Below are 23425 nucleotides of genomic sequence, written 5' to 3' on the forward strand. Positions count from 1 at the left end.
AGCTGCGCTTGACCAGGTCCGACCAGGTGTCGCACCGAGGAAGACCGGAATTCGCGCCCGAAAAAATAGCGGGCGCCGCGGATCGATCGCGACCGCCTGGCCATGGTCGGGCAGACGCCGGTCGCGCTCGTCGAACGCGGCGAAGCCGACGTCGCGGCGCTCGATGGCCGTTACGAGCGTTCCGTGCGCCACGACCTCTAATGATCTCGCCCTGTTGATCGCGGCGTTCAGCGCGGCTGGAACGCGCGCGGACGCCCGGCCGGGTCGACGCTGACCATCGTGAACAGCGCGGTCGCGGCGTGGCGGCGCTCACCGGTCAGCACATTTTCCGCCCACAGCTCCACCGCGACGCGAACCGAGCTGCGCCCGGTCATCCGTACCTCGGATACCAGCTCGACCATCTCGCCCTCACGGATCGGGGAGGTGAAATCGATGCGGTCGGATGCCGCCATCACCATCACTGCGCGGGCGTGGCGGCTGGTGGCGATGAAGGCGGCCTTGCCCATCATCTTGAGCGCGTCGCCACCATAGAGCGTGCCGAAATGGTTGGTCTGGCCGGGGAAGATCATGTCGACCAATCGCAACACCCGTTCATCAGCGACGGCCGGCGCGGGATCGAGCGGCGGCAGCGGCAGGCGGGTGTCCGGGCCCTTGGCGGCGACCATGGTGAAGCGCCCGCGCGTGCACAGCCGCCGTTCCGCCGACACCGGCCCCTCCGCAACCAGTTCGACCTCGACGTCGAGCGAGCTGTTGCCGACGCGCACGACCCGCCCGGTGACCTCGGCCATGTCCCCGACGTGCGCGGGTGCTGCGAAATCGATCTTCTGCGACGACGCGGTGACGAAGGGCACCCGCCCGTGCCGCGCGGCGGCGAGGAAGGCGACCTTGTCCATATGCGCAAGCGCCACGCCGCCGAACAAGGTGCCATGATGGTTGGCGTCTCCCGGGAACACCATGTCAATGAGCTGCACGGGGGCGGTGGGCTGCGCGACCTGGGAGGCTGTGGCCGAAGCGGTGGGGGCAGCAGTCATGGCATCAGATCCTTCGGCGGGCGGAGGTGTGGAAAGCGGGTCTCCCGGCCCATAGCGCGGCGCGGCGATCGGGCCGCCCGCACATGAAATGCGGGCGGCAGCGCCGGTGTTGCCCCGGCTCTCCGTCGTTGTTCGAACGCCGCGGCCATCGATCGATGCGGCAGCGGCGTCAAGCCGCATCAGACCCGCGGCGAGCCGGCCCGCAAAGTGCGGGCAGCGGCGACCATCGCCGCGATCGCCGGGCGCACCTCTTCCCAGCGGCGCGTCTTGAGGCCGCAATCCGGGTTGATCCAGAGCTGTTCGGGCCGGAGATGCTGCTGGGCGAGCCGCATCAGCTCGACCATCTCGGTCTCGGCCGGCACCCGTGCGGAATGGATATCGTAGACGCCCGGCCCGATCTCGCCGGGGTAGCGGTAGCGCGCAAAGCCTTCCAGCAGCTCCATCTGCGAGCGCGCGGTCTCGATCGAGATCACGTCAGCATCCATCGCGCCGATCGCGGGCAGGATCTCGTTGAATTCCGAATAGCACATGTGGGTGTGGATCTGCGTGGCATCGGCAACGCCCGCGGCAGAGAGGCGGAAGGCGTCGACCGCCCAGTCGAGATAGGGCTGCCAGTCCCGCCGGCGCAGCGGCATGCCCTCGCGCAGCGCGGCCTCGTCGATCTGGATCGCCTGGCAGCCGGCGCGTTCGAGGTCGACCACCTCGTCGCGGATCGCCAGCGCGATCTGTCGGCAGGATGCGGCGCGCGGCTGGTCGTCGCGCACGAAGCTCCAGTTGAGGATCGTCACCGGGCCGGTGAGCATGCCCTTGACCGGTCGGGTCGTCAGCGACTGCGCGTAGCGCCACCACGCCACCGTCATCGGCTGCGGGCGCGCGACGTCGCCATAGAGGATCGGCGGGCGGACGCAGCGCGAGCCATAGCTCTGCACCCAGCCATGGATGGTGAAGGCGAAGCCCGAAAGCTTTTCGCCGAAATATTGCACCATGTCGTTCCGCTCGAACTCGCCATGGACGAGCATGTCGAGCCCGGCCTCCTCCTGCCAGCGGATCGCGCGCGCGGTTTCCTCACGCAGGAACTGCTCATAGCCGGCATCGTCGAGATGACCGCGGCCATGTTCGGCGCGAGCGTGGCGGACGTCGGCGGTTTGCGGAAAGGAGCCGATCGTGGTGGTGGGGAAGGGCGGCAAGCCAAGCACCCCGGCTTGCATGCGGCTGCGCCCGGCGCGGCTGCCCTGCCGGTCGCGCATCGCCGGCGTGACCGTCGCGAGCCGGGCCTGCACCGCGGCGTCATGAATGCGCGGCGAGGTCCTGCGCTCGGCGGCGGCGCGCGATGCGAGGGTGAGCGGCTCGGCGACGCTGGCGCGGCCTTCGTTCAGCGCGCGCTTGAGCAGATCCAGTTCGGCGATCTTCTGCACCGCGAAGGCGAGCCATTGCCGGATCTCCCCATCCAGCTTCGGTTCGAGCGCCAGGTCGATCGGCACGTGGAGCAGCGAACAGGAGGGGGCGAGGATCAGGTCGCGGGTGGCGGCGATCGGCTCGAGCCGGGCGAGCAGCGCGTCGAGATCCGCGCGCCACACATTGCGCCCGTCGATCACGCCAAGCGAGAGCCGCATCTCCCTGGGCGCGGCCTTCAGCACCGCATCGAGTTGGTCCGGCGCGCGGGCAAGATCGACATGGAGTCCGGCCACCGGCAGCGCGGCGGCGAAGGAGAGATTATCCTCGAGCCCGCCGAAATAGGTGGTCAGCATCAGCTTAGGGCCGGTGCGCGCGAGGCGGGCATAAGCGCGGGTGAAGGCGAGCCGCTGGCGTTCGGAGAGATCGGTGACGAGGATCGGCTCGTCGATCTGCACCCAGCCGGCGCCGGCCCCGGCGAGCCGACCGAGAATATCGGCGTAGAGCGCGAGCACCTCGTCCAGCCGGTCGAACGGATCGACGCCCTGGCCCTTCGCGAGGCTGAGCCAGGTGACCGGGCCCAGCAGCACCGGCCGCGTTTCATAGCCCTGCGCTTTCGCCTCGCGATAGTCATCGACGATCTTGAGGCGGCCGAGCGCGAGCGTCTGGTCCGGTTCGATTTCCGGCACGATATAGTGATAATTGGTGTCGAACCATTTGGTCATCTCGCCGGCGGTGACGCTGCCATGCGCGTGGCCGCAGCCGTCATCGGCACCGGTCGTGCCGCGCGCCATCGCGAAAGTGGTGGCGAGATCGGCAGGCTCATCACCCGCCGCGCGGTAGCGCGTTGGGATCGCGCCCAGCATGATGCTGAGATCGAGCACATGGTCGTAGAGCGAGAAATCGTTGGAGGGCAGCCAGTCGACGCCGAGCGCCTTCTGTCGCGCCCACGCGGCGGTCCGCAGGCCGGCGGCGGCCTCCTCCAGATCGGCCTCATCGATCTTTCCGGCCCAATATTTCTCCAGCGCGAACTTGAGTTCGCGGCGCGGGCCGATGCGGGGAAATCCCAGCGTGGCAATGGTGACGGTCATCTTCACATACCCCGATGAAGGGCAGGGGACCGGACGGGCTCACGCACCAGTGCCGCGGACGCATCAGGCCGGCCGCGGACGAGCAAGCGGCCAGACCGGGCACCCCGCCGGTGGACGTTATCGCGTCTGAGGCAGGTCTCCTGGCTCACGGGTCAGCGCGGATGGTCTGGCCTTCCCGGCGGCGCGAACGCCGCCAGTGACACGTAATGACCAACCGCTCGCCGCTTACAGTTGCGGGGGCAGCGCCGGCATCGCACCGGCTTCCCGTCTTAGCTTCGGTGCGGGCGAACCCGGCCGAAGAACCTCGACAGCCTCACCATCGGGCAAGAGACAGCGCGCGTCAAGCATGATATAAAGAAATCTTTATATCGTTATATGGGGCGGTCAAACCGCATAGCGTGCTTCCAGCAGGTCGAGTTCGCGAACCAGCTTGCGGGCGACCTCGCTGCCCAGTTCCCGACGGCGGACCATGCGGAACAGCTCGGTGCGCTCCGCCTTGAGGCCGGCAAGTCGTAAGTCACGCTCGATCCGCTCGATTTCGCGGGCCGAGGGCTGGTCGGGCGTGTCGATATCGAAGCGCTCGATGCGCTCGCGATACATGTCCATCACCCGCGCTGCGGCGGCGACATAGAAGTCGGCATCCGCATGGCCCTCCGCCATGGCATGTTCGGCACGCTCGACCGCTTCGATCGCGGCGTGCGCGGCGGCGACGCGCGCGGCATCCTCCGCGGCCTGATAGGAGGTTTCGGCGGGGAGCTTCAGCCCCTTGAGCAGCAGCGGCAGGCCGATGCTGGCAAGGACCAGCGAGACGATGATCACCCCCATCGCGAGGAAGATGGCGAGGTCGCGCGCGGGGAAGGGGGATCCGTCCCCCATCGCCAGCGGCAGGGTCATCACACCGGCGAGGGTGATGGCGCCGCGGACGCCCGCGAACGACATCGCCGCCACCGCGCGCCAGTTCGGCCGCTGCTTCCATTCGCCCGCACGGAACAGCGTCCAGCGAAACGAAACCCACACCCAGATGAAGCGCAGCGCGGCGAGGCCGAGGTTGATCGCAATCACGTAGATTGCCAGCCACCAGGTCTCATGATGGCCGGTGGTGCGGACGATCTCGGCGGCGCCGGAAAGGATCATCGGCAATTGCTCGCCCAGCAGCACGAAGATGATGCCGTTGGCGGCGAACTGGATCGTATCCCATACCGAGTTGCGGCGCATCCGCGTGGTCGCGGCGACCTCACCCGTAGTCTCGACGAAGCCCATCGTCACGCCCGCCGCCACCGCCGCGAGAATGCCGGAGCAATGGACATGCTCGGCGACCAGATAGGAACCGAAGGGGATCAGCAGGCTGATCAGGATCTGCGCGCCGCCATCCTCGCCATAGCGCCGGGTGATCCAGCCCTTGGCGCGCGAGACGCCCCAGGTGACGCCGACGCCGACCGCGATGCCGCCCAGCGCGACCCACAGGAAGTTGAGCGTGGCGGCTTGTATCGAGAAGGCGCCGGTCAGCGCCGCAACAATCGCAAAGCGCAGGCAGACCAGGCCGGACGCATCGTTGAGCAGCGATTCGCCTTCCAGGATGTGCATCATTCGCTTGGGGATCGGCACGCGCTGGGCGATGGCGGAAACCGCGATCGGATCGGTGGGAGAGACCACGGCGGCGAGCGCGAAGGCGACGGCGATCGGCATGGACGGGATCATCCAGTGGATGAACAGGCCCATGCCGACGACCGTGAAGAGGACAAGGCCGAGCGCGAGCTCAAGCACGGTCTTGCCGTCCTTGAACAACTCCTCGCGCGGGATGCGCCAGCCGTCGAGAAACAGCAGGGGCGGCAGGAACAGCAGGAAGAAGATCTCCGGATCGAGCGTGACGCGCCAATCGGCGACGAGGCCGATCACCGCACCCAGCGCGATCTGGAACAAAGGCCTTGGCAGGGGAATCGGCACGATTCTCGAGATGACACCACTCACGATGACGGCGAGCAGCAGGACGAGGACGATCGTGATGATTTCCAAGGCGTTTTCCTGATCGTTGAGACTGCCGCCCTTGTTGCGAACGCAGCGCAGCAGGTCAACCGCTTGTCGATGGAAAAACACGGTTGGGCGCTGAGCCGACCTCAATCGCCCCAATGAGGTGGATTGCCCAGCGCGCGCCGTAGGCTTTCGGTCAGCGCCGCGACCTTGGCGGAGGCCATGCTCGACTGCGGATAGCAGACGAACAGTTCGGCGCCTTCGCCCTCCGCCCGGACATCGACCTGAACGAGCGTGCCGGAGGCGATTTCGCGGTGAACGAAGAAGGTCGGCAGCAAGGTGATGCCGAGACCGGCCAGCGCCGCATCGCGCATGATCAGGCCGTTGTTGACGCGCATCGCGTTTCGCGGCCTGACGACCGTCCAGCCGCCATCCTTCGCAAAACGCCAGTCCGCCTCGCGATTGATGTAGACGATGCCGCGATGCTGCTGGAGTTCCGCGGGGGAGGCGGGCGTGCCATGGTCCGCCAGATAGGCGGGCGAGGCGACGAGGATGCGGCGGGTGACCGCGAGCCGCCGCGCGATCAGCCGGCTGTCGGCGACCGGCCCATGGCGGATGACAGCGTCGAAGCCATCGGCGGCAGCATCGACGAAGCGATCGTCGAGTTCGAGCGTCAGTTCGATCGCGGGGTGCTGTGCGAGGAAGCGGTAGAGCGCCGGCCCGAGGTGGAGGATGCCGAAGCCGACCGGCGCCGACAGGCGCAGCGGCCCCGCCAATGTACCGCGCCGCTCGGCGATCTCGGCGGAGGCCTGCCGAGCCTCGAACAAGATGCGCTGCGCCCGCGGCAGGAAAGTGGCGCCGTCCTGTGTCAGCGACAATTTGCGCGTCGTGCGTTGAACGAGGCTGGTGCCGAGCGAACGTTCGAGTTCGGCCAGCCTTTCGCTGATCACCGATTTGGCCTGGCCGAGCAGGCGCGCAGCGGCACTGATCGAGCCGGCCTCTGCCGTTGCGACGAAAGCGGCGATGCCTTCGAACTTCATCATCGTTCGGCTTTCCCGAAAGCCAGTTTCGGCCCCCATGGGCTAGTGCGGACGGTGCATCGCGCGCAGCATGGTGTCGAGGGCATCGGTGCCCCGTACGGGGGCATCGTCATGCTACGCTCAGCCATCCTCGCCATCGCCTTGTTCACGACCGCTTTCACCGCCGCGCCCGCAGCGGCGCAGCTTGAGCCTTTTCCGCCTTCTTTCGCCGAGCGCGATATCGCGACCAACGGCACGACATTGCATGTGCGCATCGGTGGCAAGGGGCCGGCGGTGGTGCTGCTCCACGGCTATGGCGAGACCGGCGACATGTGGGCGCCGCTCGCCGCCGATCTGATGCGCGATCATACCGTGATCGTTCCGGATCTGCGGGGCCTGGGCCTCTCGGCCCGGCCGGCCGGTGGCTATGACAAGAAAACGCAGGGACGCGACGTCGCCGGGCTGCTCGACGCGCTGAAGATCGGCAAGGTCGATCTCGTCACCCACGATATCGGCAACATGGTGGGCTATGCCTTCGCGGCGGCGAACCGCGACCGGGTGACGCGCTTCGTGCTGATGGATGCGCCGCTTCCGGGCATCGGCCCGTGGGAAGAGGTTCTGAAGAACCCGCTGCTCTGGCATTTTCGCTTCGGCGGCCCGGACATGGAGCGACTGGTGGCGGGGCGCGAGCGCATCTATCTCGACCGCTTCTGGAACGAATTCTCCGCTACACCCGCGAAGTTCAGCGAGGACTCGCGCCGGCATTATGCCCGGCTTTACGCGCTGCCGGGGGCGATGCACGCCGGCTTCGCGCAATTCGCAGCGTTCGACCAGGACGCGATCGACGACAAGGCCAGTCTCGCGGCAGGCAAGCTGACCATGCCGGTGCTGGCAGTGGGGGGCGAGAAATCCTTCGGGGCGACCATGGCGGTGGTCATGCGCGCGGCGGCGACCAATGTCACCGAGGCGGTGGTCGCGGATTCCGGGCACTGGCTGATGGAGGAACAGCCCGAGGCGACGGTGAAGCTGGTGCGGGCGTTTCTGGATCGCGGCGCTTAGCGCTGTTGCCACTCCTCCCCGACGCGCAGCGCGAGGGGAGGAGTGCATTCCCGATGACGAGGGCGGCGCCTACCGGGCCAGATAGCCGCCATCGATCGCCAGCGGGTGCCCGGTGATGAAACTCGCCCGGTCCGAAGCGAGGAAGACGACGCCATCGGCGATCTCTTCGGGCCGCCCCATGCGGTTCATCGGGTGCATCTGCGCCATGAAAGCGCGCGATTCCTCGCTCAGCGCATCGCTCTCGGTCATCGGTGTGCTGATCGCGCCGGGGCAGACGCAGTTCACGCGAATGCCCTCGGCGGCATAGCGCATCGCCGCGGAACGGGTGAGGCCGACCACCGCATGCTTGCTCGCGCAGTAGCCCGGGCCGGACAGGCCGGACATGCCGGCGACCGACGAGGTGTTCACGATCGACCCTGAACCCTGCCGGCTCATGTGGCGAACCTCGGCAGCCATGCACAGCATCACGCCGCGCTGGTTGACCGCAGCGACCTTGTCGTAGAGCTCTACCGACTCCCAGGGTGTCGTAAAATCCTCCAGCGACACGCCGGCATTGTTGAAGGCGATGTCGAGCCGGCCCCATTTCTCTACGACGGCGTCGACCGCCGCGGTCACCGCAGCCTCATCGGTTACGTCGAGTGCGATTGCATAGGCCTCACCGCCGGCATCCGCGATCTTCTTTACCGTGCCCTCGGCATTCTTCAGATCGGCCACCGCCACCTTGGCGCCTTCCGCCGCGAATGCGCGCGCCGTGGCGGCACCGATGCCGCCGGCGCCGCCGGTGACGAACGCGATCTTCCCTTCCAGCAATCCTGCCATGGTCTCTCTCCCGCTCTTGTTGAAAAGGTTCAGACGATCTCGAACAGGCCGGCCGCGCCCATGCCGCCGGCGATGCACATCGAAACGACGACATGGCGGACCCCGCGCCGGCGCCCCTCGATCAGCGCATGGCCGACCAGCCGCGATCCGGTCATCCCGAACGGATGGCCGAGCGCGATGCCGCCGCCATCGACGTTGAGCTTGTCCGGATCGATGCCGAGCGTGTCGCGGCAATGGAGCGCCTGCGATGCGAACGCTTCGTTGATTTCCCACAGCCCGATGTCGGCAACGGCAAGGCCGGCGCGGTCGAGCAGCTTCGGGATCGCGAACACCGGGCCGATCCCCATTTCCTCGGGCGCGCAGGCGGCGACCTGCATGCCGCGATAGATGCCGAGGATCGGCAGCCCTTCCGCCTCCGCAATCGCGCGCGAAACCAGCACCTGGGCGGAGGCGCCGTCCGAAAGCTGGCTGGCATTGCCGGCGGTGATATGGCGGCCTTCCTTGATGACCGCGCCATCCTTGTAGACCGGCTTGAGCGCGGCGAGCCCCTCGGCCGTGGTGTCGGCGCGGATGCCTTCGTCGCGATCGAGCGTCACCGATTGGTGGCCGGCAGCGCTGCCGTCCTTCTCGAACAGCGCCTTGCTGACGTCGATCGGCACGATCTCGTCGGCGAAGCGGCCCGCCGCCTGCGCGGCCGCGGCGCGGTGTTGGCTTTCCGCCGAGAATGCATCCTGCGCTTCGCGGCTGACGCCATAGCGCTCGGCGACGATCTCGGCGGTTTCGATCATCGGCATATAGGCGTGCGGTTCGGCCGCGATCACCGCCTCGGAGCGGTTGCGATAGGTCATCGCATGCTTGTTGAGCGTCAGGCTGATCGATTCCACGCCGCCGGCCACCGCCACGTCGATATCGTCAGCGATGATCGAGCGCGCCGCGAGCGCGACGGCGGTGAGGCCGGAGCCGCATTTGCGATCGAGCGCGAAGCCGGGGACGTTGCGCAGGCCCGAGGTGGCAGCGGTCAGCCGGCCGAGATTGTAGCTCTGCGTGCCCGACTGGGTGCCGACGCCGAGGAAGATATCGTCGACACGCGCTGGATCGATCCCGGCGCGCGCGACCGCGGCGCGCACGACATGGCCCGAAAGCACCGGCGCCTCGGTGTCGTTCAGCGCGCCGCGATAGGCGCGGCCGATCCCCGTGCGCGCGGTGGAGACGATGACGGCTTCACGCATCGGCCGGCCGTCCGAAACCGATCATGTTGGTGGGGCCGAAAAAGGCCTTCATCGAGACGACCTTGCCATCCTCCCCGAACTGGAACAGGTCGATTACGTCGACGCGCATCGCGGGATCGGCGAAGGTGACGTGGAAGGCGAAGGCGGCGGTGTCGACCGCCACGCGCACCGGGCCTTCGAGCTTGAGCTTCGCGCCGGTGGTCATCGAATTGGCGTAGAAGGTGCGGATCGCGGCGTGGCCGACATGCGGCGGTGTGCCGACCGGATCCTCGACGGTGGCGTCGGGCGCGAACAGGCTGACGACCATGTCGGGATCGGCGGCGTCGAACGCCGCGACATAGGTTTCGACGGCGCGAACCATGGCTTCGGGAGCAGGCATCCTCAATCCTCCGGATAATAACGGCTGATGGTGTCGACGACGCAGGCGGGTTTCTCCGACCCTTCGAGTTCGATGGTGATGCGCACGATCGACTGGATCGCGCCCTTGATCTCTTCCACCTTCACGATCTCACCCACGCCGCGGATCCGCGACCCTTCCGGCACCGGTGCCAGGAAGCGGGTGCGATCGGTGCCGACATTCACGCCATGGCTGAACCCACGCACCTCGACGAGTTGCGGCAGGAAGGCGTTGGCGAGGCTGAGCGTGAGATAGCCATGCGCGATCGTGCGGCCGAACGGGCCGTTGGCGGCCTTTTCGGCATCGACATGGATCCATTGATGATCGTCGGTCGCGTCGGCGAAACGATCGATGCGCGGCTGGTCGATCAGCATCCATGGCGTCGGGCCGAGCTGGGTGCCCTCCGCGGTCAGCAGGTCGCGGGGCGACGTGAAGACATGCGCCTCGCTCATGCGCGCTGGCTCGAAACCGAGAGGATCTCGCCGGTCATATAGCTGGCGAGATCGCTGGCGAGGAAGATCATCACATTGGCGATCTCCCACACCTCCGCCGGCCGCCCGAACGCCTCGCGCGCGGAGAGTTCGGCGAGCAGTTCGTCGGTCGTCACTTTGGCGAGGAAGGCGTGCATCGCGATCGACGGCGCGACTGCGTTGATCCGCACGCCATGCGCCGCCGCCTCGATCGCCGAGCAGCGCGTGAACGCCATCACCCCCGCCTTGGCGGCGGCATAATGCGACTGCCCTTCCTGCGCGCGCCAGCCAAGCACCGAGGCGTTGTTGACGACGGCGCCGCCGCCGCGCTCATACATGTGCGGCAGGAAGGCGCGGCTCATCCGCATCACCGAAGTCAGGGTGACGTCGAGCACGCGGCTCCATTCCTCATCCTTCATGTCGACGACATTGGCGGTGCCGCCGAGGCCGGCATTGTTGATGAGGATATCGACATGGCCCAGCCTGGCGATCGCGGCATCCCGCAGCGCCTGTACGGCGTCCTCGCTGGTGACGTCGCAAAGCTGCATCTCCGGGCGGTGGCCGGTTTCGGCGGCGATGCGATCCGCGGCCTCGCCGAGCCGGCGTTCGTGGAAATCGCTGATCAGCACCGACGCGCCTTCCTCCGCGGCGCGCTTGGCGACCGCAAAGCCGATGCCGGTGCCGGCGGCGGCGGTGATCACCACCGTCTTGCCGGCAAGGAGGTTGCGGGGCGTGGGGTAGGGCGGAACGTTACGGCTCATGCGGCAACCTCGTCGATGATGGCGCGGGCGATCGCGTCGCGATGCGTATCGGGCGCGTCGAGCAGCGCGGCACTGCCGCGCGCGCGCTTGAAGAACAGGTGGGCGTGATGTTCCCAGGTGAAGCCGATGCCGCCATGAAGCTGGATCGCGTCGGCGGCGCAGGTGAGGAAGGCCTGGCTGCAATAGGTGCGGGCGCCCGCGGCGGCCGGCGCGAAATCTCCGCCCTCGGCGATCGCGCGCGCTGCCCAGTCTGCAGCGGAACGGGCGCTGTCGACGAGCAGCTTCATGTCGGCAAGGCGATGCTTGACCGCCTGGAAGGAGCCGATGATGCGGCCGAACTGCACGCGTTCCATCGCATAGGCGACGGTCTCCTCAAGCGAGCGCGCGGCGCCGCCGACCTGTTCGGACGCGAGCAGGCCCGCCGCCGCCAGCCAGCCCTGGCGAATGGCTTCGCCCGCGCCGATGACCATCTCGTCCGGCGCCACCTCGACGGCGTCGAAGCGGATCGTGGCGAAGGGGCGGGTGAGGTCGAGCGTGGTGACCCGCTCGATCGAGACCCCGGCGCGGTCGGCGGGAATGGCAGCGAGCGTCAGCGCGTCCCAGCCATCGCCGTCACCGTCACCATGTCGCGCGGCAACCAGCAGCAGCGAGGCGACATGGCCGAAGGCCACATAATGCGCCTCGCCCGACAGGCGGCCGTCGGTGATGCGCGGGCCGATGCCGGCGGGCAGCGCTGCGCCGGACTGTGCGCGGATCGCCAAAGTCGCGGCCTCGCCACCGGCGATGCGGCCGAGCAGCGCGGCGCGCGCGGGCCCTTCGAAGGCATGCGCGATCATGCCGCCGGCCAGCACCACACTTTCGAACCAAGGGATCGGCGCCAATGTGCGGCCGAGTTCTTCCAGTACCAGCGCCTGTTCGATCGGCCCGAGCCCAATCCCGCCATCCGCTTCGGCGATGCCGAGGCCGGTGAAGCCGAGTTCGCCGGCAAAGCCGCGCCACAGCGCCTCGTCCCAGCCGACAGCGCTGTCGACCAAGCCGCGCAACGTCTCGAACCCGGCATGGTCGCGCAGATAATCGCGCGCCGTGTCGCGGATCGCCAGTTGCTCGTCGGAGAGCGCGAGCGCCATCAGCCGGCCCCGTAGACCGGCTTGGCGGGCGCGCGGCCGGCGACCAGAGCCGCGACGACGCCGCCCACTTCTGCCGCGGTCAAGGCGCGGCCGGGATCGGGCGAGGTGGGGCCGTCGGTCCAGCCCTCGGCAATGCGGATCGTGCCGCCGAACGGCTCGAACACCTGGCCCGTGACTGACTTCGACGCCTCGCTGACCAGCCAGGCGACCAGGGGCGCGGTGTTCTCCGGCGCGTAAGGGTCGAACGCGGCATCCTGCAGCGCGGTCATCGTGTCGGCAAAGGCGGTCATCGTCATGCGCGTGCGGGCGTTGGGGGCGAGCGCGTTGGCGGTGATGCCGTAGCGCGCCAGTTCGGTCGCCTGCACCAATGTCAACGCGGCGATGCCGGCCTTGGCGGCGGCATAAGCGCTCTGGCCGACACTGCCCTGAAGCCCCGCGCCGGAGGTGGTGTTGACGATACGGGCGTCGACCGGGCGGCCGGCCTTCTGCTCGGCACGCCAATAATCGACCGCATGGCGGCTGAGGCAGAAATGCCCGCGCAGATGGACGCGGGTTACCGCATCCCATTCGTCGGGCGTCGCCGAAACGAACATGCGATCGCGCACGAAGCCGGCATTGTTGACGACCGCATGAAGGGCGCCGAACGCATCGATCGCCTTCTTCACCGTCTCGCGCGTTGCATCCCAGTCGGCGACGTCGGCGGTGTCGGCGATCGCCTCGCCGCCCGCCGCGCGGATCTCATCGACGACCTTTTCGGCGGCGCCCTTCGTTTCGCCGGCCTCGCCATGCGTGCCGACGCCCAGATCGTTGACCACCACTTTCGCGCCTTCCGCGGCGAGACCCAGCGCATAGGCGCGGCCCAGACCGCCGCCGGCGCCCGTCACGATCACCACGCGTCCGTCACACAATCCCACGCTCTATCCTCCCCTTAATTGCTTCGTGACAGCCGCACGGCACGCGCCCCGCGCGCGGGGCGCTGGCGATCGGGCTCGGGTGCGGCCAGCGGCGCGCATTCCACCAGCGCGGCGAGCGAGCGGCGGGCGAGGCGGACATATTCGCCGTCATCCTCCATCCGCCACACGACCTGCTCGGCGGTCAGCGCCTTCACCACCTTGGCCGGATTGCCCGCGATCAGGCTGCGCGGTGGCGCCTCCAGCCCGGATTTCACCAGGCTGAGCGCGGCGACGAGGCATTCGTCGCCAATGTCCGCCGTATCCAGCACGACCGCGTTTATGCCGACCAGCACGTGTCGGCCCAAGGTGCAGCCATGCAGCACCGCGCCGTGGCCGATGGTGCAGCCATAGCCGACGACGCAGTCGGTCTCGGCCGAGCTGTGCAACGTCACATTGTCCTGCACCGAGGCGTTGCCTTCGACGAGGATGCGCCCGAAATCGCCGCGCAGCGAGGCGCCGGGGCCGATATAGCAGCCGGGCCCGACGATCACGTCGCCGATCAGCGAGGCGGTCGGGTGCAGGAAGCTGCCCGGGTCGACCACCGGCACCGATCCCTCGAAGGCAAAGGCCGGCATCAGCCGAGCCGTTCGATGATGGTGACGTTGGCCTGCCCGCCGCCCTCGCACATCGTCTGCAGACCATAGCGGCCGCCGGTGCGCTCGAGCGCGTTGAGCAATGTCGTCATCAGCCGCGCGCCGGTGGCGCCGATCGGATGGCCGAGCGCGATGCCGCCGCCTTGCACATTCACTTTCTCGTGCGGCACGCCCAGTTCCTGCATCCACGCCATCGGCACCGAGGCGAACGCCTCATTGCATTCGAACAGGTCGATATCGTCGATCGACATCCCCGCCTTCGCCAACGCATGGCGCGTGGCGGGGATCGGGCCGGTCAGCATCCAGATCGGGTTGTCGGCACGGATGGAGAGGTGATGGATGCGCGCGCGCGGCGTCAGCCCATGCGCCTTCACCGCCGCCTCGCCGGCGATCAGCAGCGCCGCCGCACCATCGCAATTCTGGCTGGAGATGCCGGCGGTGATGATCCCGCCTTCGCGCACCGGCTTGAGCTGTGCCAAGCCCTCCGGCGAGGTTGTCGGGCGGATCGTCTCGTCATGCGCGAGCCCTTCGAGCGGCGCGATCTCGCCGGCGAACCAGCCTTTGTCGGTCGCCGCCTGGGCGCGGGCGTGGGAGGCGGTGGCGAATGACTCCATCGCCTCGCGGCTGATCTGCCACTTCTCCGCAATCATCTCGGCGGACTTGATCTGGTTGATCTCCTCGGTGCCGTAGCGCGCGTCCCACCCCTTCGATCCGATGAACGGGCTGTCGAAGCCATAGGTCTGGCCGGCGAACATCGCCGCCGAGATCGGGATCGCGTTCATCGCCTGGCTGCCGCCGGCGACAACGAGATCCTGCGTGCCGCTCATCACCCCCTGCGCGGCGAAATGGATCGCCTGTTGCGAGGAGCCGCATTGCCGGTCGATCGTCACGCCCGGCACATGTTCGGGCAGGCCCGCGACCAGCCATGCGGTGCGGCCGATATCGCCCGCCTGCGGCCCGATCGTGTCGCAGCAGCCCCAGATCACATCGTCGACCGCGGCCGGATCGATGCCGGTGCGCGACATCAAGGTCTTGAGCGGATGCGCGGCGAGATCGGCGGGGTGGACGGCGGCGAGGCTGCCCTTCTTGCGGCCGGTGGGCGCACGGACAGCGTCGACGATATAGGCCTCAGCCATGGTGCAGCTCGCTTTCGAAGGTCGTGTCGGGGCCGATCGCCATGCCGCCGCCGATCACGGCGTCCTCGATCCGGCGTTGATGAAAGGCGCGGTCACCCCAGGCACCGGCGAGCGCCCAGCAGCGCTTCATCCAGAAATGGAGATCGACCTCATAGGTATAGCCCATCGCGCCATGAACCTGGATCGCGGTCTCGGCGCTCAGCATCGCGGCGTCGGTTGCGGCGATCTTGGCATGGCTGATCTGGACGGGCGCGCGAGCGTGGCCGGCCTCGGCGGCATAGGCCGCGCGCCACAGCACGGGCTTGGCGAACTCCAGCTTCACCGCGACCGTCGCGAGATGATGCTTCACCGCCTGGAAGCCGCCGATCGGCTGGCCGAACTGTTCGCGCGTTTTCGCATAGTCGGTCGCAAGGTCGAGCATGCGTTCGGCAGCGCCGACGAGCTGCGCGGCGGCGATCAGCGCGGCGCGGTCTAGCAGACGATCGTCGGGCTCGACCGCGACGGGGGCGAACAGCCGGCGCAGCGGATCGACGCTTCCCAGCGGCTGTGGCTCAGGCGCAGCCAGCGCGGCGCCACCGCCGTACAGAGTATCCGCCTGATCGAGATCGGCGATCCACGGATTGATGGGATGCGCCAGCGCCACCTTCAGTGCGCCTGCGGCGATCTGCTGGCGCTGCGCGGCATGGAGCAAGGGCGCTGCGACCAGCGCGGTATCCGCCACCGGTTCGGAGACATCGGCGCGGCCCAGTTCGACTGCCACCAGCACCGCTTCGACCAGCCCGAGGCCGAGGCCGCCATCGGCCTCGGACACCAGCAGCCCGGTAAGCCCCATGCCGACGAGGCCGTGCCACAGCGTTGCATCGCGATTGCCCTCGGCATCGAGGCGGCGAAGCGTCTCGGGGCCATGTTCGCCGGCCAGATAGTCACGCACGGCGTCGCGCAGTTCGCGCTGGTCGTCGGTCAGGCGAAAATCCATGTCGGCCTCCCTCAGCGCGGCAGGCCGAGCAGGCGCTCGGCGATGATGTTGCGCTGGATCTCATTGGATCCGGCGTAGATCGGGCCGGAGAGCGAGAAGATATAACCTTCCAGCCATGCATTCTCGGTGCCGTCAGGCAATGTCCGGAGTTCGGACGCCGCGCCGAGTAGGCTCATCGCCGCGCGGTTGGCGGCGCGATCCAACTCGGACCAGAAGATCTTGTTGAGGCTCGCCTCGGCGCCGATGTGCGCGCCCGCGATCACCTGCGAGGCGACCGCATAGGTGTTGAGCGCATAGGCTTCCGCATCCATCCACGCCTGCAGCACCGCCTCATGCGCCTGCGGCGAGGCAATGGCGGCGTGGCGGCGATACAGCTCCACCAGCCGCTTCGTCATCGCCTGGAAGCGGGCGGGGGAGCGCAGCATCAGCCCGCGCTCGAAGCCAGCGGTCGCCATCGCCACGTTCCAGCCTTCGCCTTCGCCGGCGATGCGGTTGGCGACCGGCACGCGCACCTCGTCGAAGAAGAGTTCGGCGAAGCCCGGCTCACCATGAAGCTGGCGGATCGGCCGGCGGGTGACGCCCGGCGCGTCGAGATCGAACAATATGAAGGACAGGCCCTTGTGCCGCTTCGAGTCCGGATCGGTGCGGAACAGGCCGAAACCCCAGTCGGCGAAGGAGGCGCGGCTCGACCATGTCTTCTGGCCCGAGATCACATAATGATCGCCGTCGCGCACCGCGCGGCTGCGGATCGCCGCCATGTCGGACCCGGCATTGGGCTCGGACCAGGCCTGCGCCCACATCACCTCGCCCTTCGCCATCGGCGTCAGGAAGCGGGCCTTCTGTTCGTCGCTGCCATATTCCATGATCGTCGGGCCGAGCAGGAAGATGCCGTTCTGATTGGCGCGTAGCGGGGCGCCGGCACCCCAATATTCTTCCTCGAAGATCAGCCAGCGGATCAGATCCAGCCCGCGCCCGCCATAGGCTTCCGGCCAGGTGACCATGCCCCAGTTGCCGCTGGCGAGTTCGCGTTCCCAGCCGACATGCTGGTCATAGCCTTCGCGGCCTTCCAAGGTCTTGAGCGGTGCGGCCGGCACATGCGCGCGCATCCAGGCGCGGACTTCGGCGCGGAACGCGCATTGTTCGTCGGTGTAGGCGAGGTCCATGTCAGAAGGTCGCCGCCTTGCCGGTTTCGACGAAGGCGTCGCGCGCCTTCTGCGAATCCTCGTGCATGTACATTTCGAGCGTGAAGCCCTGTTCCCAGCGATAGCCGCGATCGACGTCGCGCGGTTCGAGGCCGTTGAGCGCCTCCTTGGCGATCACCAGCGCCTTGCGGCTCTTGCCGGCGATCTTGCCGCAGAAGGCGCGGGCCTCGTCGAGCAGCGCATCACGCGGAACGACGGCCTCCACCGCACCCAGCCGATAGGCCTCGGCGGCGGGGATGTTGCCGCCGGTGAAGAAGGCCGCGCGCACCTTGTGCAGCGGCAGCATACGGGACAGGTGGCTGGCGCCGCCCATCGCGCCGCGATCGACCTCGGGCAGCGAGAAATAGGCGTCGTCTGCGGCGATGATCGTGTCCGACGCGCCGCAGATGCCGATGCCGCCGCCGATCACGAATTTGTGGACGGCGACCACCACCGGCACCTCGCAATCGCGGATCGCCTTGAAGGTCAGGTAATTGCCGCGGTTGAGCGAGGTGATCCGCTTCGGATGCGCCTGCATCTCCTTGATGTCGACGCCGCCGCAGAAGCCGCGGCCCTCGGCGCGGATCAGCACGACATTGACGTCGGGATTGCTGCCGGCCGCATGGATCATTGCGGGGATGGAATTCCAGGTTGCGCTATCGAACGCGTTGACCGGGGGCACGTCGAAGACGATCTCGGCGATGCGATCGCTGATCGTGGTGGTGATCGGCATCAGAGCACTCCGGCCGGGGTGGGGGCAGGCGAGGGGGCGAGTGCCGCCAGCCGCTCGCGTGCCTGGATGACGATGGACTGGATCAGTTCGGTACAGCTCGGCAGGTCGCCGAGGCGGCCGGCGACGACACCGGTCGCCATCAGCCCGCCATCGGCGTCGCCATCCACCACCGCGCGCTGGATCAGCATCGGTGCGGCGGCGGCCATCATCGCCTGCGGCAGGCTGAGCCCGCCATGGCTGGTCATGCCCTTCGCCGCTGCGAGCAGTTCGCCATAAGAGGCGCCGCTCTGCTTCTTCATTTGCATGCCGCTTTCGACCGCACGGCGCCAAAGCCCCATGCCCGAAGACCGTTCGATACGATCGAGCGCGGCGTTGCGGATCATGCGCTGGGGCAGGCCATCGACCTTGGTCGAAACGAGGATGTCGTCGGTGCCCGCCTTCACATAGCGCGCCTTCACATTGTCCGGCGGCGCGCTCTCGCGGGTCATCAGGAAGCGCGTGCCCATCGCGATGCCGACCGCGCCGAAGGCGAGTGCTGCCGCGAGGCCGCGGCCATCCGCGAAGCCACCCGCGGCGATCACCGGCACCTGCACCGCGTCCAGCACCTGCGGCAGCAGCACGGTGGTCGGCACCGATCCGGTGTGGCCGCCGCCTTCGCCGCCCTGCACGGTGACCGCGTCGACGCCGAGTTGCACCATCTTCTGCGCATGTTTCACCGCGCCGACGGTGGGCATGCAGAGGATGCCGGCTTGCTTGAAGCGCGCGATCATCTTCGCGTCCGGCCCGCGACCGAAGCTCACCGCGCGGACCTGCGCGGCATGTTCGACGATGATGTCGACGATCTCGGCGGCGCCGGGCTGGAAGCTGTGGAAATTGACGCCGAACGGCTGCTCCGTGCCGGCGCGCACCGCCTCGATCGCCGCGCGCGCCTCGGCTGGCTGCATCACCGCAGCGGCGAGGAAGCCGAAGGCGCCGGCGTTGGAGGTGGCGATGACCAGCGGCGGCGTCGCGACCCAGCCCATCGCGGTCTGGACGATCGGATAGCGGCAGCCGAGCAGCCGGGTCAGCGGGGTTTCGAGAGCGTCCGCCATCGGCTCACTTCTTCACGATCACGGAGGAGCCGTGGCCGAACAGCCCTTGGTTGGCGGTGATGCCCACCTTGGCACCCTCGACCTGCCGCTCGCCCGCGCGACCCTGCAACTGCCAGCTCAGTTCGCAAACCTGCGCGATCGCCTGTGCCGGCACCGCTTCCCCGAAACAGGCGAGCCCGCCCGACGGGTTGACCGGGATCCGTCCGCCGACGCGCGTCGCGCCCTCACGGGTGAGCGCCGCGGCATCGCCGCGCGCGCAAAGCTGCAGATCCTCGATCCAGTCCAGCTCCAGCGCGGTCGACAGGTCATAGACCTCGGCCACCGAGATATCCTCGGGGCCGATGCCGGCTTCGGCATAGGCCTTCTGCGGCAGCGCGGCGCGGAAGCTGCGTGCGTCGGCGGCGACCGCGCTGTCGGTGGCGAGATCGGGCATCTCGACGATCGCCGAGGCGAAGGTTGGTGTCACCGTGGAGATCGCGGCGACGCGCGGCGCGTCGCCCTTGCCGATGCGGCGGGCATAATCGAGGCTGGAGACGATCAGCGCGGCGCCGCCGTCCGAAGTCGCGCAGATGTCCATGAGCCGCAGCGGATCGGCGACCATCGCCGAGCCCGCGACATCCTCCATGCTGAACGCCTTGCGATAGCGCGCCTTGGGGTTGGCGAGGCCGTGCGCGGCGTTCTTCACCTTCACCCGCGCGAAATCCTCCTGGGTGTCGCCATAAATCTCCATCCGCCGCCGTGCGTAGAGCGCGAAATAGGTCGGGTTGGTGATGCCGACGCGGAAGCGCACCCAATCGGGGTCGTCCGGGCGATCACCTTTCGCCGGGGCGAGGAAGCCTTTGGGGGTGGTGTCGGCCCCGATCACCAGCGCGACATCTGCCTGGCCGCTGAGTATCTTGGCGCGTGCCGCTGCCAGCGCCTGCGAGCCGCTGGCGCAGGCGGCATAGCTGGTGTTGACTTCCGCCCCCTGCCAGCCCAGCGCCTGCGCGAAGGTGGCGCCGGCGACATAGCCGGGATAGCCGCAGCGCATCGTCGCCGCGCCCGAGACGAACTGCACGTCGCGCCACTCGATGCCGGCCTCCGCCAGCGCTTCCTGCGCGGCGGATACGCCATAGCTGACGAAGTTGCGGCCCCATTTGCCCCACGGGTGCATACCCGCACCCAGGATCGCGATCTCGCCGCTCATGACCGCGCCTCCATCGGCTTCCATTTCCAGACGAGCTTGCCCTCGGGCGCGGTGCGATCGGGGATGGTTTCGACCACCAACTCCATCGCCAGCCCGGCCTTCAGCGCCTCGACGCCGACGCCCTCGACGACCTGGCCGAGCACGATCATCTTCTCGCGCTCAAGCTCCACCGCGGCGATCGCATAAGGCACGAACGGCTCGGCCGCGATATAGGGCTCGGGCGGCGTGTAGCAGGCGTTGGTGAAGGACCAGAGCGTGCCCGTGCGGGAGAGTTCGACCGTCTCGAACTGGGTGCTCTCGCACGCCGGGTTGCGGCAATACTCGTCCTGCTTGGGGAAATAATAGCTGCCGCACGCCGAACATCGTGTGCCGATCAGGTGCGGCGTTTCGCCGGTGGTGAACCAGCCTTCGAGAACGGGTTGCGGGTCGCTCATGCGCGCCTCCCCGCAGGATTGTCCTTGAACACGGCGGCGCGCATGTTCTTCGGATCGAGCCGCGCGATGATCGCCAGCGCCTCCGCATCGGGCGCGGGCGTATCCCCCAGATCGTCAGGCCGGATCAGCGCGAAGCCGGTCGCTTCCTGCACCTCTTCGAACGACACGCCCGGGTGGAGCGAGCGCACCCGCGCTGCGTGATCGGGCCCCTCGAAATCGAGCACGCACAGATTGGTGACGACGCGGCGGATATCGACAGCGCTGTCGTTCATGCCCGTCTGCCAGCGCGCCGGATTATAGCCGACGCCGCCGACGATATCGACTTCGCCTTCCACGAACACGCGCTTCGAATGATTGGGCACGAACATCGAATTGATGTGGTTGGCGCTGTTGCCGGGCAGGCCGCGCATGCCGAGCATCGCGATCTTGGGCCTCGCATAATCGCCGACGCCCGAAAGGTTGGTCTGGCCCCAGCGGTCGATCTGCAGCGGGCCGATGATCACATGGCGCTTGCCCGACCAGACGATGTCGAACACCCGCGCGTAAGACATATAGCCCGAGAGCGGCGGCGGCGCGGCGCGGGGCCCGAGCGGGATCGGATCCTCGATCAGATAGGCCTCGCCATCGGTCATCATCAGTTCGGGGCTGTGGGTCAGCTTGGCGAGCCCGGCGCCGAGGCGCGGCAAGGTGCCGATGCCGGAGGCGAGCACTTCGCCATTGCCGCGAAACGCGTCCGCGCAGGCGTTGATGGCGAGTTCCGCCAAAGTATAGTCGGTAGTCATGCCCTGATCCTCAGAAGACCGGCAGGGGCAAAGCGGCGATCGCCGCCGCGCCGCCGACCCGGTCGACATAGCCGGCCTCATCCTCGCCGATGATGTCGCGGCGATAGGCGGCCCAGCCGCCCTCGGCGTCGGCCGCGGCCGCATAGGCCTTCATCGCCTTGAAATCCCAGCCATGGTGGGGCGGGTTGGTGGTGGGATGCGCACCGAAGCGCGTCTCGATCACCCCGCTCACGAAGCAGCGTTCGTAGAGATTGTCCTTCGCGCTGGCGCCGTCGAGCACCAGCGTATCGACCACCTCGTCGGCGCTGACGAAGCAGCGGTCGGCGGCGCGCGCGAAATGCTCGTCGAAGAAAGGATCGGGGCCCTGCGTCAGCGTGTTGCCCATCCGGTCCGCCTTCGTCGCGTGGAGCAGTGCGGCGTCGAGCTTCAGCGCCGGCATCGCCAGCAGCACCTCACCATCGTCATAGGGCGAGGCGACCGTCCGGAAATCCGGATTGGCGGTGAGCACGTCGGAGCCGAGGCCGGTGCGCGTGGGCAGGAAGGGCACGCGCATCGCGGCGGCGCGCAGCCCCCATTGCAGCAGACCTTCGTCAAGCTCGCGAGCATCGACCGCGCCCGCCTGCCGGGCCTGCCGGAAGAAGGGATCCGCCGGAATCGCGTCCATCGAGACGAAGCCATAGACCAGCTTGCGGATCTTGCCCGCCGCCAGCAGCATGCCGATCTCGGGGCCGCCATAAGCGACGACGGTCAGATCCTTGAGGTCGCTGCGCAGGATCGCGCGGACCAGCGCCATCGGCTTGCGCCGCGGGCCCCATCCGCCGATGCCGATGGTCATCCCGTCGGCAAGCTGGGCGACCATCGCCTCGGCCGAAATCCTCTTGTCCAATCCAGCGCTCATCCGCCGAAATCCCATTTGTGGCCCCACAGATCTTCCTTGATCGTGAAGGTCGGCGTCACTTTGGTCCAATCATCAGTCTGTTCACCGCCACAGCCGAATTCGATGTCGAAACCGGTTGGACTGCGCATGTAAAAGCTGATCATCTTGTCGTTGGTGTGCCGCCCGAGCGTCGACGAGATGTGGACGCCGGCGGCAAGCGCGCGGTCCAGCGCCATGCCGACATCGTCGATCGTCGGCACCTCCACCATCGTGTGGATCAGGCCGGTCGGAGCGGGGAATTCACCCACCGCCACGGTGTGATGGCGCGGCCCGGCGGCGTGCATGAAGCTCATGCCCAGGCCCTGTTCGGGGGCGCCCGGGAAATGGACGCGCATCTCGTCGCTGTCACCGAAGCCCAGCAGATCCTTGTAGAAGCTGCGGGTGGCATCATAGCAGGTCGTGGGCAGCACGACATGGCCGAAGCCCATTTCCCCGGTGATGAAGGCGGGCACCCCCACCGGCGACACGAAGGGCGTGCCGGCGACGATATTGCCCCACACCAGTTCGATCGCGTTGCCGGACGGATCGTCCAGCGTCACATAGCCGCGCACGTGGCGCAGCTTCGCGCCGGCGGCGTTCCCCTCGGTGATCGCGATGCCGGCACCGCGCAGCCGATCGATCACCTGCTGCCATGCGGCTTCGCTCGGGCATTCCAGCCCGGCGCACAGATAGCGTTCCTGATCGCCCTTCTCGATGCGGAACCGCCAGGGGCGGCCATCGAGCCTGAGCAGCAATGCCGCGTCATCCGAACCCGGTGCGACGGCGGCGCCGACCACCTCTTCTCCGAAGCGTCTCCACGCTTCGAGGTCCCGCGATTCGACGCGGATATAGGCGAGAGATCTTACCCCCATAGTGCCCAGCGTCCCTCCCCTGAAATCTGCTTTGCGTTGACCCACACCTATCGGCACGTCTGATGCCTTTCAAGCGGTTCACGTGAAAAAATACGCAATCTGATACGCACATCGTTATTGGAAACGTGTTTTTGCTGCGCGACGCGAAGAATGATCGCGGTTATGGCCTTGCCAGCTGTGGCATGCGCGGACTAATCTCGCCGCAAGGC

Annotated in this window: 23 protein-coding genes and 1 riboswitch; of the genes, 1 reads left to right on the forward strand and 22 read right to left on the reverse strand. The window is 67.9% G+C overall.

Features of this window, described 5'->3' with window-relative positions; genetic code table 11:
- Positions 1 to 227 precede the first annotated feature (227 nt).
- The 4 genes from FHS96_RS03430 to FHS96_RS03445 form a co-directional block, all read right to left on the reverse strand.
- Positions 228 to 1031 (reverse strand): acyl-CoA thioesterase, encoded by an 804-nt coding sequence (locus tag FHS96_RS03430; RefSeq protein ID WP_429587964.1) that lies wholly within the window; start codon positions 1029 to 1031, stop codon positions 228 to 230.
- A 179-nt stretch (positions 1032 to 1210) separates the two neighbouring features.
- Complete coding sequence (gene metE, locus FHS96_RS03435; RefSeq protein WP_429587965.1) at positions 1211 to 3514, reverse strand: 5-methyltetrahydropteroyltriglutamate--homocysteine S-methyltransferase; 2304 nt, start codon at positions 3512 to 3514, stop codon at positions 1211 to 1213.
- Positions 3515 to 3627: 113 nt separating this feature from the next.
- Positions 3628 to 3836, reverse strand: a riboswitch (cobalamin riboswitch).
- A gap of 62 nt (positions 3837 to 3898) precedes the next feature.
- A complete protein-coding gene (locus tag FHS96_RS03440; RefSeq protein ID WP_429587966.1) occupies positions 3899 to 5527 on the reverse strand; it encodes a Na+/H+ antiporter in 1629 nt (542 codons plus the stop codon).
- A 101-nt stretch (positions 5528 to 5628) separates the two neighbouring features.
- Positions 5629 to 6525: a LysR family transcriptional regulator gene (locus FHS96_RS03445; protein WP_429587967.1), complete on the reverse strand. Its 897-nt coding sequence runs from the start codon at positions 6523 to 6525 to the stop codon at positions 5629 to 5631.
- Positions 6526 to 6633: 108 nt separating this feature from the next.
- Here FHS96_RS03445 and FHS96_RS03450 point away from each other — a divergent pair, with 108 nt between their 5' ends.
- Entirely contained in the window at positions 6634 to 7560 is a 927-nt protein-coding gene (locus tag FHS96_RS03450) for an alpha/beta fold hydrolase (RefSeq protein ID WP_429587968.1), read from the forward strand.
- Between the two features lie 69 nt (positions 7561 to 7629).
- Here FHS96_RS03450 and FHS96_RS03455 read toward each other — a convergent pair whose 3' ends face one another.
- From FHS96_RS03455 to FHS96_RS03540, 18 genes are read right to left on the reverse strand one after another with little or no spacing between them, the layout of a single operon-like run.
- Entirely contained in the window at positions 7630 to 8379 is a 750-nt protein-coding gene (locus FHS96_RS03455; protein ID WP_429587970.1) for an SDR family oxidoreductase, read from the reverse strand.
- 29 nt (positions 8380 to 8408) lie between these two features.
- Positions 8409 to 9608, reverse strand: coding sequence for a thiolase family protein (locus tag FHS96_RS03460; protein WP_429587971.1), 1200 nt, complete (start codon positions 9606 to 9608; stop codon positions 8409 to 8411).
- The gene (locus FHS96_RS03465; RefSeq protein WP_429587972.1) at positions 9601 to 9987 is read right to left on the reverse strand and encodes a nuclear transport factor 2 family protein; all 387 of its coding nucleotides are present in this window, start codon (positions 9985 to 9987) and stop codon (positions 9601 to 9603) included. The genes FHS96_RS03460 and FHS96_RS03465 overlap by 8 nt, the downstream gene beginning before the upstream one ends.
- Before the next feature lie 2 nt (positions 9988 to 9989).
- The gene (locus FHS96_RS03470; RefSeq protein WP_429587973.1) at positions 9990 to 10457 is read right to left on the reverse strand and encodes a MaoC family dehydratase; all 468 of its coding nucleotides are present in this window, start codon (positions 10455 to 10457) and stop codon (positions 9990 to 9992) included.
- Positions 10454 to 11236 (reverse strand): SDR family oxidoreductase, encoded by a 783-nt coding sequence (locus tag FHS96_RS03475; RefSeq protein ID WP_429587974.1) that lies wholly within the window; start codon positions 11234 to 11236, stop codon positions 10454 to 10456. Before FHS96_RS03475 ends, FHS96_RS03470 begins: the two co-directional genes overlap by 4 nt.
- The gene (locus tag FHS96_RS03480) at positions 11233 to 12363 is read right to left on the reverse strand and encodes an acyl-CoA dehydrogenase family protein (protein WP_429587975.1); all 1131 of its coding nucleotides are present in this window, start codon (positions 12361 to 12363) and stop codon (positions 11233 to 11235) included. The genes FHS96_RS03475 and FHS96_RS03480 overlap by 4 nt, the downstream gene beginning before the upstream one ends.
- Complete coding sequence (locus FHS96_RS03485) at positions 12363 to 13277, reverse strand: SDR family oxidoreductase (protein WP_429587976.1); 915 nt, start codon at positions 13275 to 13277, stop codon at positions 12363 to 12365. The genes FHS96_RS03480 and FHS96_RS03485 overlap by 1 nt, the downstream gene beginning before the upstream one ends.
- Before the next feature lie 14 nt (positions 13278 to 13291).
- Positions 13292 to 13891, reverse strand: a complete 600-nt coding sequence (locus FHS96_RS03490; protein WP_429587977.1) for a gamma carbonic anhydrase family protein — start codon at positions 13889 to 13891, stop codon at positions 13292 to 13294.
- Positions 13891 to 15045 carry an acetyl-CoA C-acetyltransferase gene (locus FHS96_RS03495; RefSeq protein ID WP_429587979.1) on the reverse strand — a complete coding sequence of 385 codons (1155 nt, stop codon included), beginning with the start codon at positions 15043 to 15045 and terminating at the stop codon, positions 13891 to 13893. The genes FHS96_RS03490 and FHS96_RS03495 overlap by 1 nt, the downstream gene beginning before the upstream one ends.
- Positions 15038 to 16021: an acyl-CoA dehydrogenase family protein gene (locus tag FHS96_RS03500; protein WP_429587981.1), complete on the reverse strand. Its 984-nt coding sequence runs from the start codon at positions 16019 to 16021 to the stop codon at positions 15038 to 15040. The genes FHS96_RS03495 and FHS96_RS03500 overlap by 8 nt, the downstream gene beginning before the upstream one ends.
- 11 nt (positions 16022 to 16032) lie before the next feature.
- Entirely contained in the window at positions 16033 to 17184 is a 1152-nt protein-coding gene (locus FHS96_RS03505) for an acyl-CoA dehydrogenase family protein (protein WP_429587983.1), read from the reverse strand.
- Between the two features lies 1 nt (position 17185).
- Entirely contained in the window at positions 17186 to 17935 is a 750-nt protein-coding gene (locus FHS96_RS03510) for an enoyl-CoA hydratase family protein (RefSeq protein WP_429587984.1), read from the reverse strand.
- Positions 17935 to 19026 (reverse strand): NAD(P)H-dependent flavin oxidoreductase, encoded by a 1092-nt coding sequence (locus tag FHS96_RS03515; RefSeq protein ID WP_429587985.1) that lies wholly within the window; start codon positions 19024 to 19026, stop codon positions 17935 to 17937. The genes FHS96_RS03510 and FHS96_RS03515 overlap by 1 nt, the downstream gene beginning before the upstream one ends.
- A gap of 4 nt (positions 19027 to 19030) precedes the next feature.
- Positions 19031 to 20212: a lipid-transfer protein gene (locus FHS96_RS03520; protein WP_429587986.1), complete on the reverse strand. Its 1182-nt coding sequence runs from the start codon at positions 20210 to 20212 to the stop codon at positions 19031 to 19033.
- Entirely contained in the window at positions 20209 to 20646 is a 438-nt protein-coding gene (locus FHS96_RS03525) for a Zn-ribbon domain-containing OB-fold protein (protein WP_429587987.1), read from the reverse strand. Before FHS96_RS03525 ends, FHS96_RS03520 begins: the two co-directional genes overlap by 4 nt.
- Complete coding sequence (locus tag FHS96_RS03530) at positions 20643 to 21428, reverse strand: CoA-transferase subunit beta (protein WP_429587988.1); 786 nt, start codon at positions 21426 to 21428, stop codon at positions 20643 to 20645. Before FHS96_RS03530 ends, FHS96_RS03525 begins: the two co-directional genes overlap by 4 nt.
- A 10-nt stretch (positions 21429 to 21438) precedes the next feature.
- Positions 21439 to 22326 carry a CoA transferase subunit A gene (locus FHS96_RS03535; RefSeq protein WP_429587989.1) on the reverse strand — a complete coding sequence of 296 codons (888 nt, stop codon included), beginning with the start codon at positions 22324 to 22326 and terminating at the stop codon, positions 21439 to 21441.
- Positions 22323 to 23216: a VOC family protein gene (locus tag FHS96_RS03540; protein WP_429587991.1), complete on the reverse strand. Its 894-nt coding sequence runs from the start codon at positions 23214 to 23216 to the stop codon at positions 22323 to 22325. Before FHS96_RS03540 ends, FHS96_RS03535 begins: the two co-directional genes overlap by 4 nt.
- Positions 23217 to 23425 lie beyond the last annotated feature (209 nt).

The sequence above is a fragment of the Sphingomonas zeicaulis genome (genome assembly GCF_050433225.1).
Classification (GTDB): Bacteria; Pseudomonadota; Alphaproteobacteria; order Sphingomonadales; family Sphingomonadaceae; genus Sphingomonas_D; species Sphingomonas_D zeicaulis.

Excerpts from the sequence above, each read along its gene's own strand:
- FHS96_RS03525 (WP_429587987.1), bottom strand. The coding sequence starts at position 20,646 with ATGAGCGACCCGCAACCCGTTCTCGAAGGCTGGTTCACCACCGGCGAA.
- FHS96_RS03450 (WP_429587968.1), top strand. The coding sequence starts at position 6,634 with ATGCTACGCTCAGCCATCCTCGCCATCGCCTTGTTCACGACCGCTTTC.
- FHS96_RS03500 (WP_429587981.1), bottom strand. The coding sequence starts at position 16,021 with ATGGATTTTCGCCTGACCGACGACCAGCGCGAACTGCGCGACGCCGTG.
- FHS96_RS03465 (WP_429587972.1), bottom strand. The coding sequence starts at position 9,987 with ATGCCTGCTCCCGAAGCCATGGTTCGCGCCGTCGAAACCTATGTCGCG.
- FHS96_RS03505 (WP_429587983.1), bottom strand. The coding sequence starts at position 17,184 with ATGGACCTCGCCTACACCGACGAACAATGCGCGTTCCGCGCCGAAGTC.
- FHS96_RS03495 (WP_429587979.1), bottom strand. The coding sequence starts at position 15,045 with ATGGCTGAGGCCTATATCGTCGACGCTGTCCGTGCGCCCACCGGCCGC.
- FHS96_RS03535 (WP_429587989.1), bottom strand. The coding sequence starts at position 22,326 with ATGAGCGCTGGATTGGACAAGAGGATTTCGGCCGAGGCGATGGTCGCC.
- FHS96_RS03490 (WP_429587977.1), bottom strand. The coding sequence starts at position 13,891 with ATGCCGGCCTTTGCCTTCGAGGGATCGGTGCCGGTGGTCGACCCGGGC.
- FHS96_RS03445 (WP_429587967.1), bottom strand. The coding sequence starts at position 6,525 with ATGATGAAGTTCGAAGGCATCGCCGCTTTCGTCGCAACGGCAGAGGCC.
- FHS96_RS03510 (WP_429587984.1), bottom strand. The coding sequence starts at position 17,935 with ATGCCGATCACCACCACGATCAGCGATCGCATCGCCGAGATCGTCTTC.
- FHS96_RS03520 (WP_429587986.1), bottom strand. The coding sequence starts at position 20,212 with ATGAGCGGCGAGATCGCGATCCTGGGTGCGGGTATGCACCCGTGGGGC.
- FHS96_RS03515 (WP_429587985.1), bottom strand. The coding sequence starts at position 19,026 with ATGGCGGACGCTCTCGAAACCCCGCTGACCCGGCTGCTCGGCTGCCGC.
- metE (WP_429587965.1), bottom strand. The coding sequence starts at position 3,514 with ATGACCGTCACCATTGCCACGCTGGGATTTCCCCGCATCGGCCCGCGC.
- FHS96_RS03540 (WP_429587991.1), bottom strand. The coding sequence starts at position 23,216 with ATGGGGGTAAGATCTCTCGCCTATATCCGCGTCGAATCGCGGGACCTC.
- FHS96_RS03430 (WP_429587964.1), bottom strand. The coding sequence starts at position 1,031 with ATGACTGCTGCCCCCACCGCTTCGGCCACAGCCTCCCAGGTCGCGCAG.
- FHS96_RS03480 (WP_429587975.1), bottom strand. The coding sequence starts at position 12,363 with ATGGCGCTCGCGCTCTCCGACGAGCAACTGGCGATCCGCGACACGGCG.
- FHS96_RS03455 (WP_429587970.1), bottom strand. The coding sequence starts at position 8,379 with ATGGCAGGATTGCTGGAAGGGAAGATCGCGTTCGTCACCGGCGGCGCC.
- FHS96_RS03475 (WP_429587974.1), bottom strand. The coding sequence starts at position 11,236 with ATGAGCCGTAACGTTCCGCCCTACCCCACGCCCCGCAACCTCCTTGCC.
- FHS96_RS03530 (WP_429587988.1), bottom strand. The coding sequence starts at position 21,428 with ATGACTACCGACTATACTTTGGCGGAACTCGCCATCAACGCCTGCGCG.
- FHS96_RS03470 (WP_429587973.1), bottom strand. The coding sequence starts at position 10,457 with ATGAGCGAGGCGCATGTCTTCACGTCGCCCCGCGACCTGCTGACCGCG.
- FHS96_RS03460 (WP_429587971.1), bottom strand. The coding sequence starts at position 9,608 with ATGCGTGAAGCCGTCATCGTCTCCACCGCGCGCACGGGGATCGGCCGC.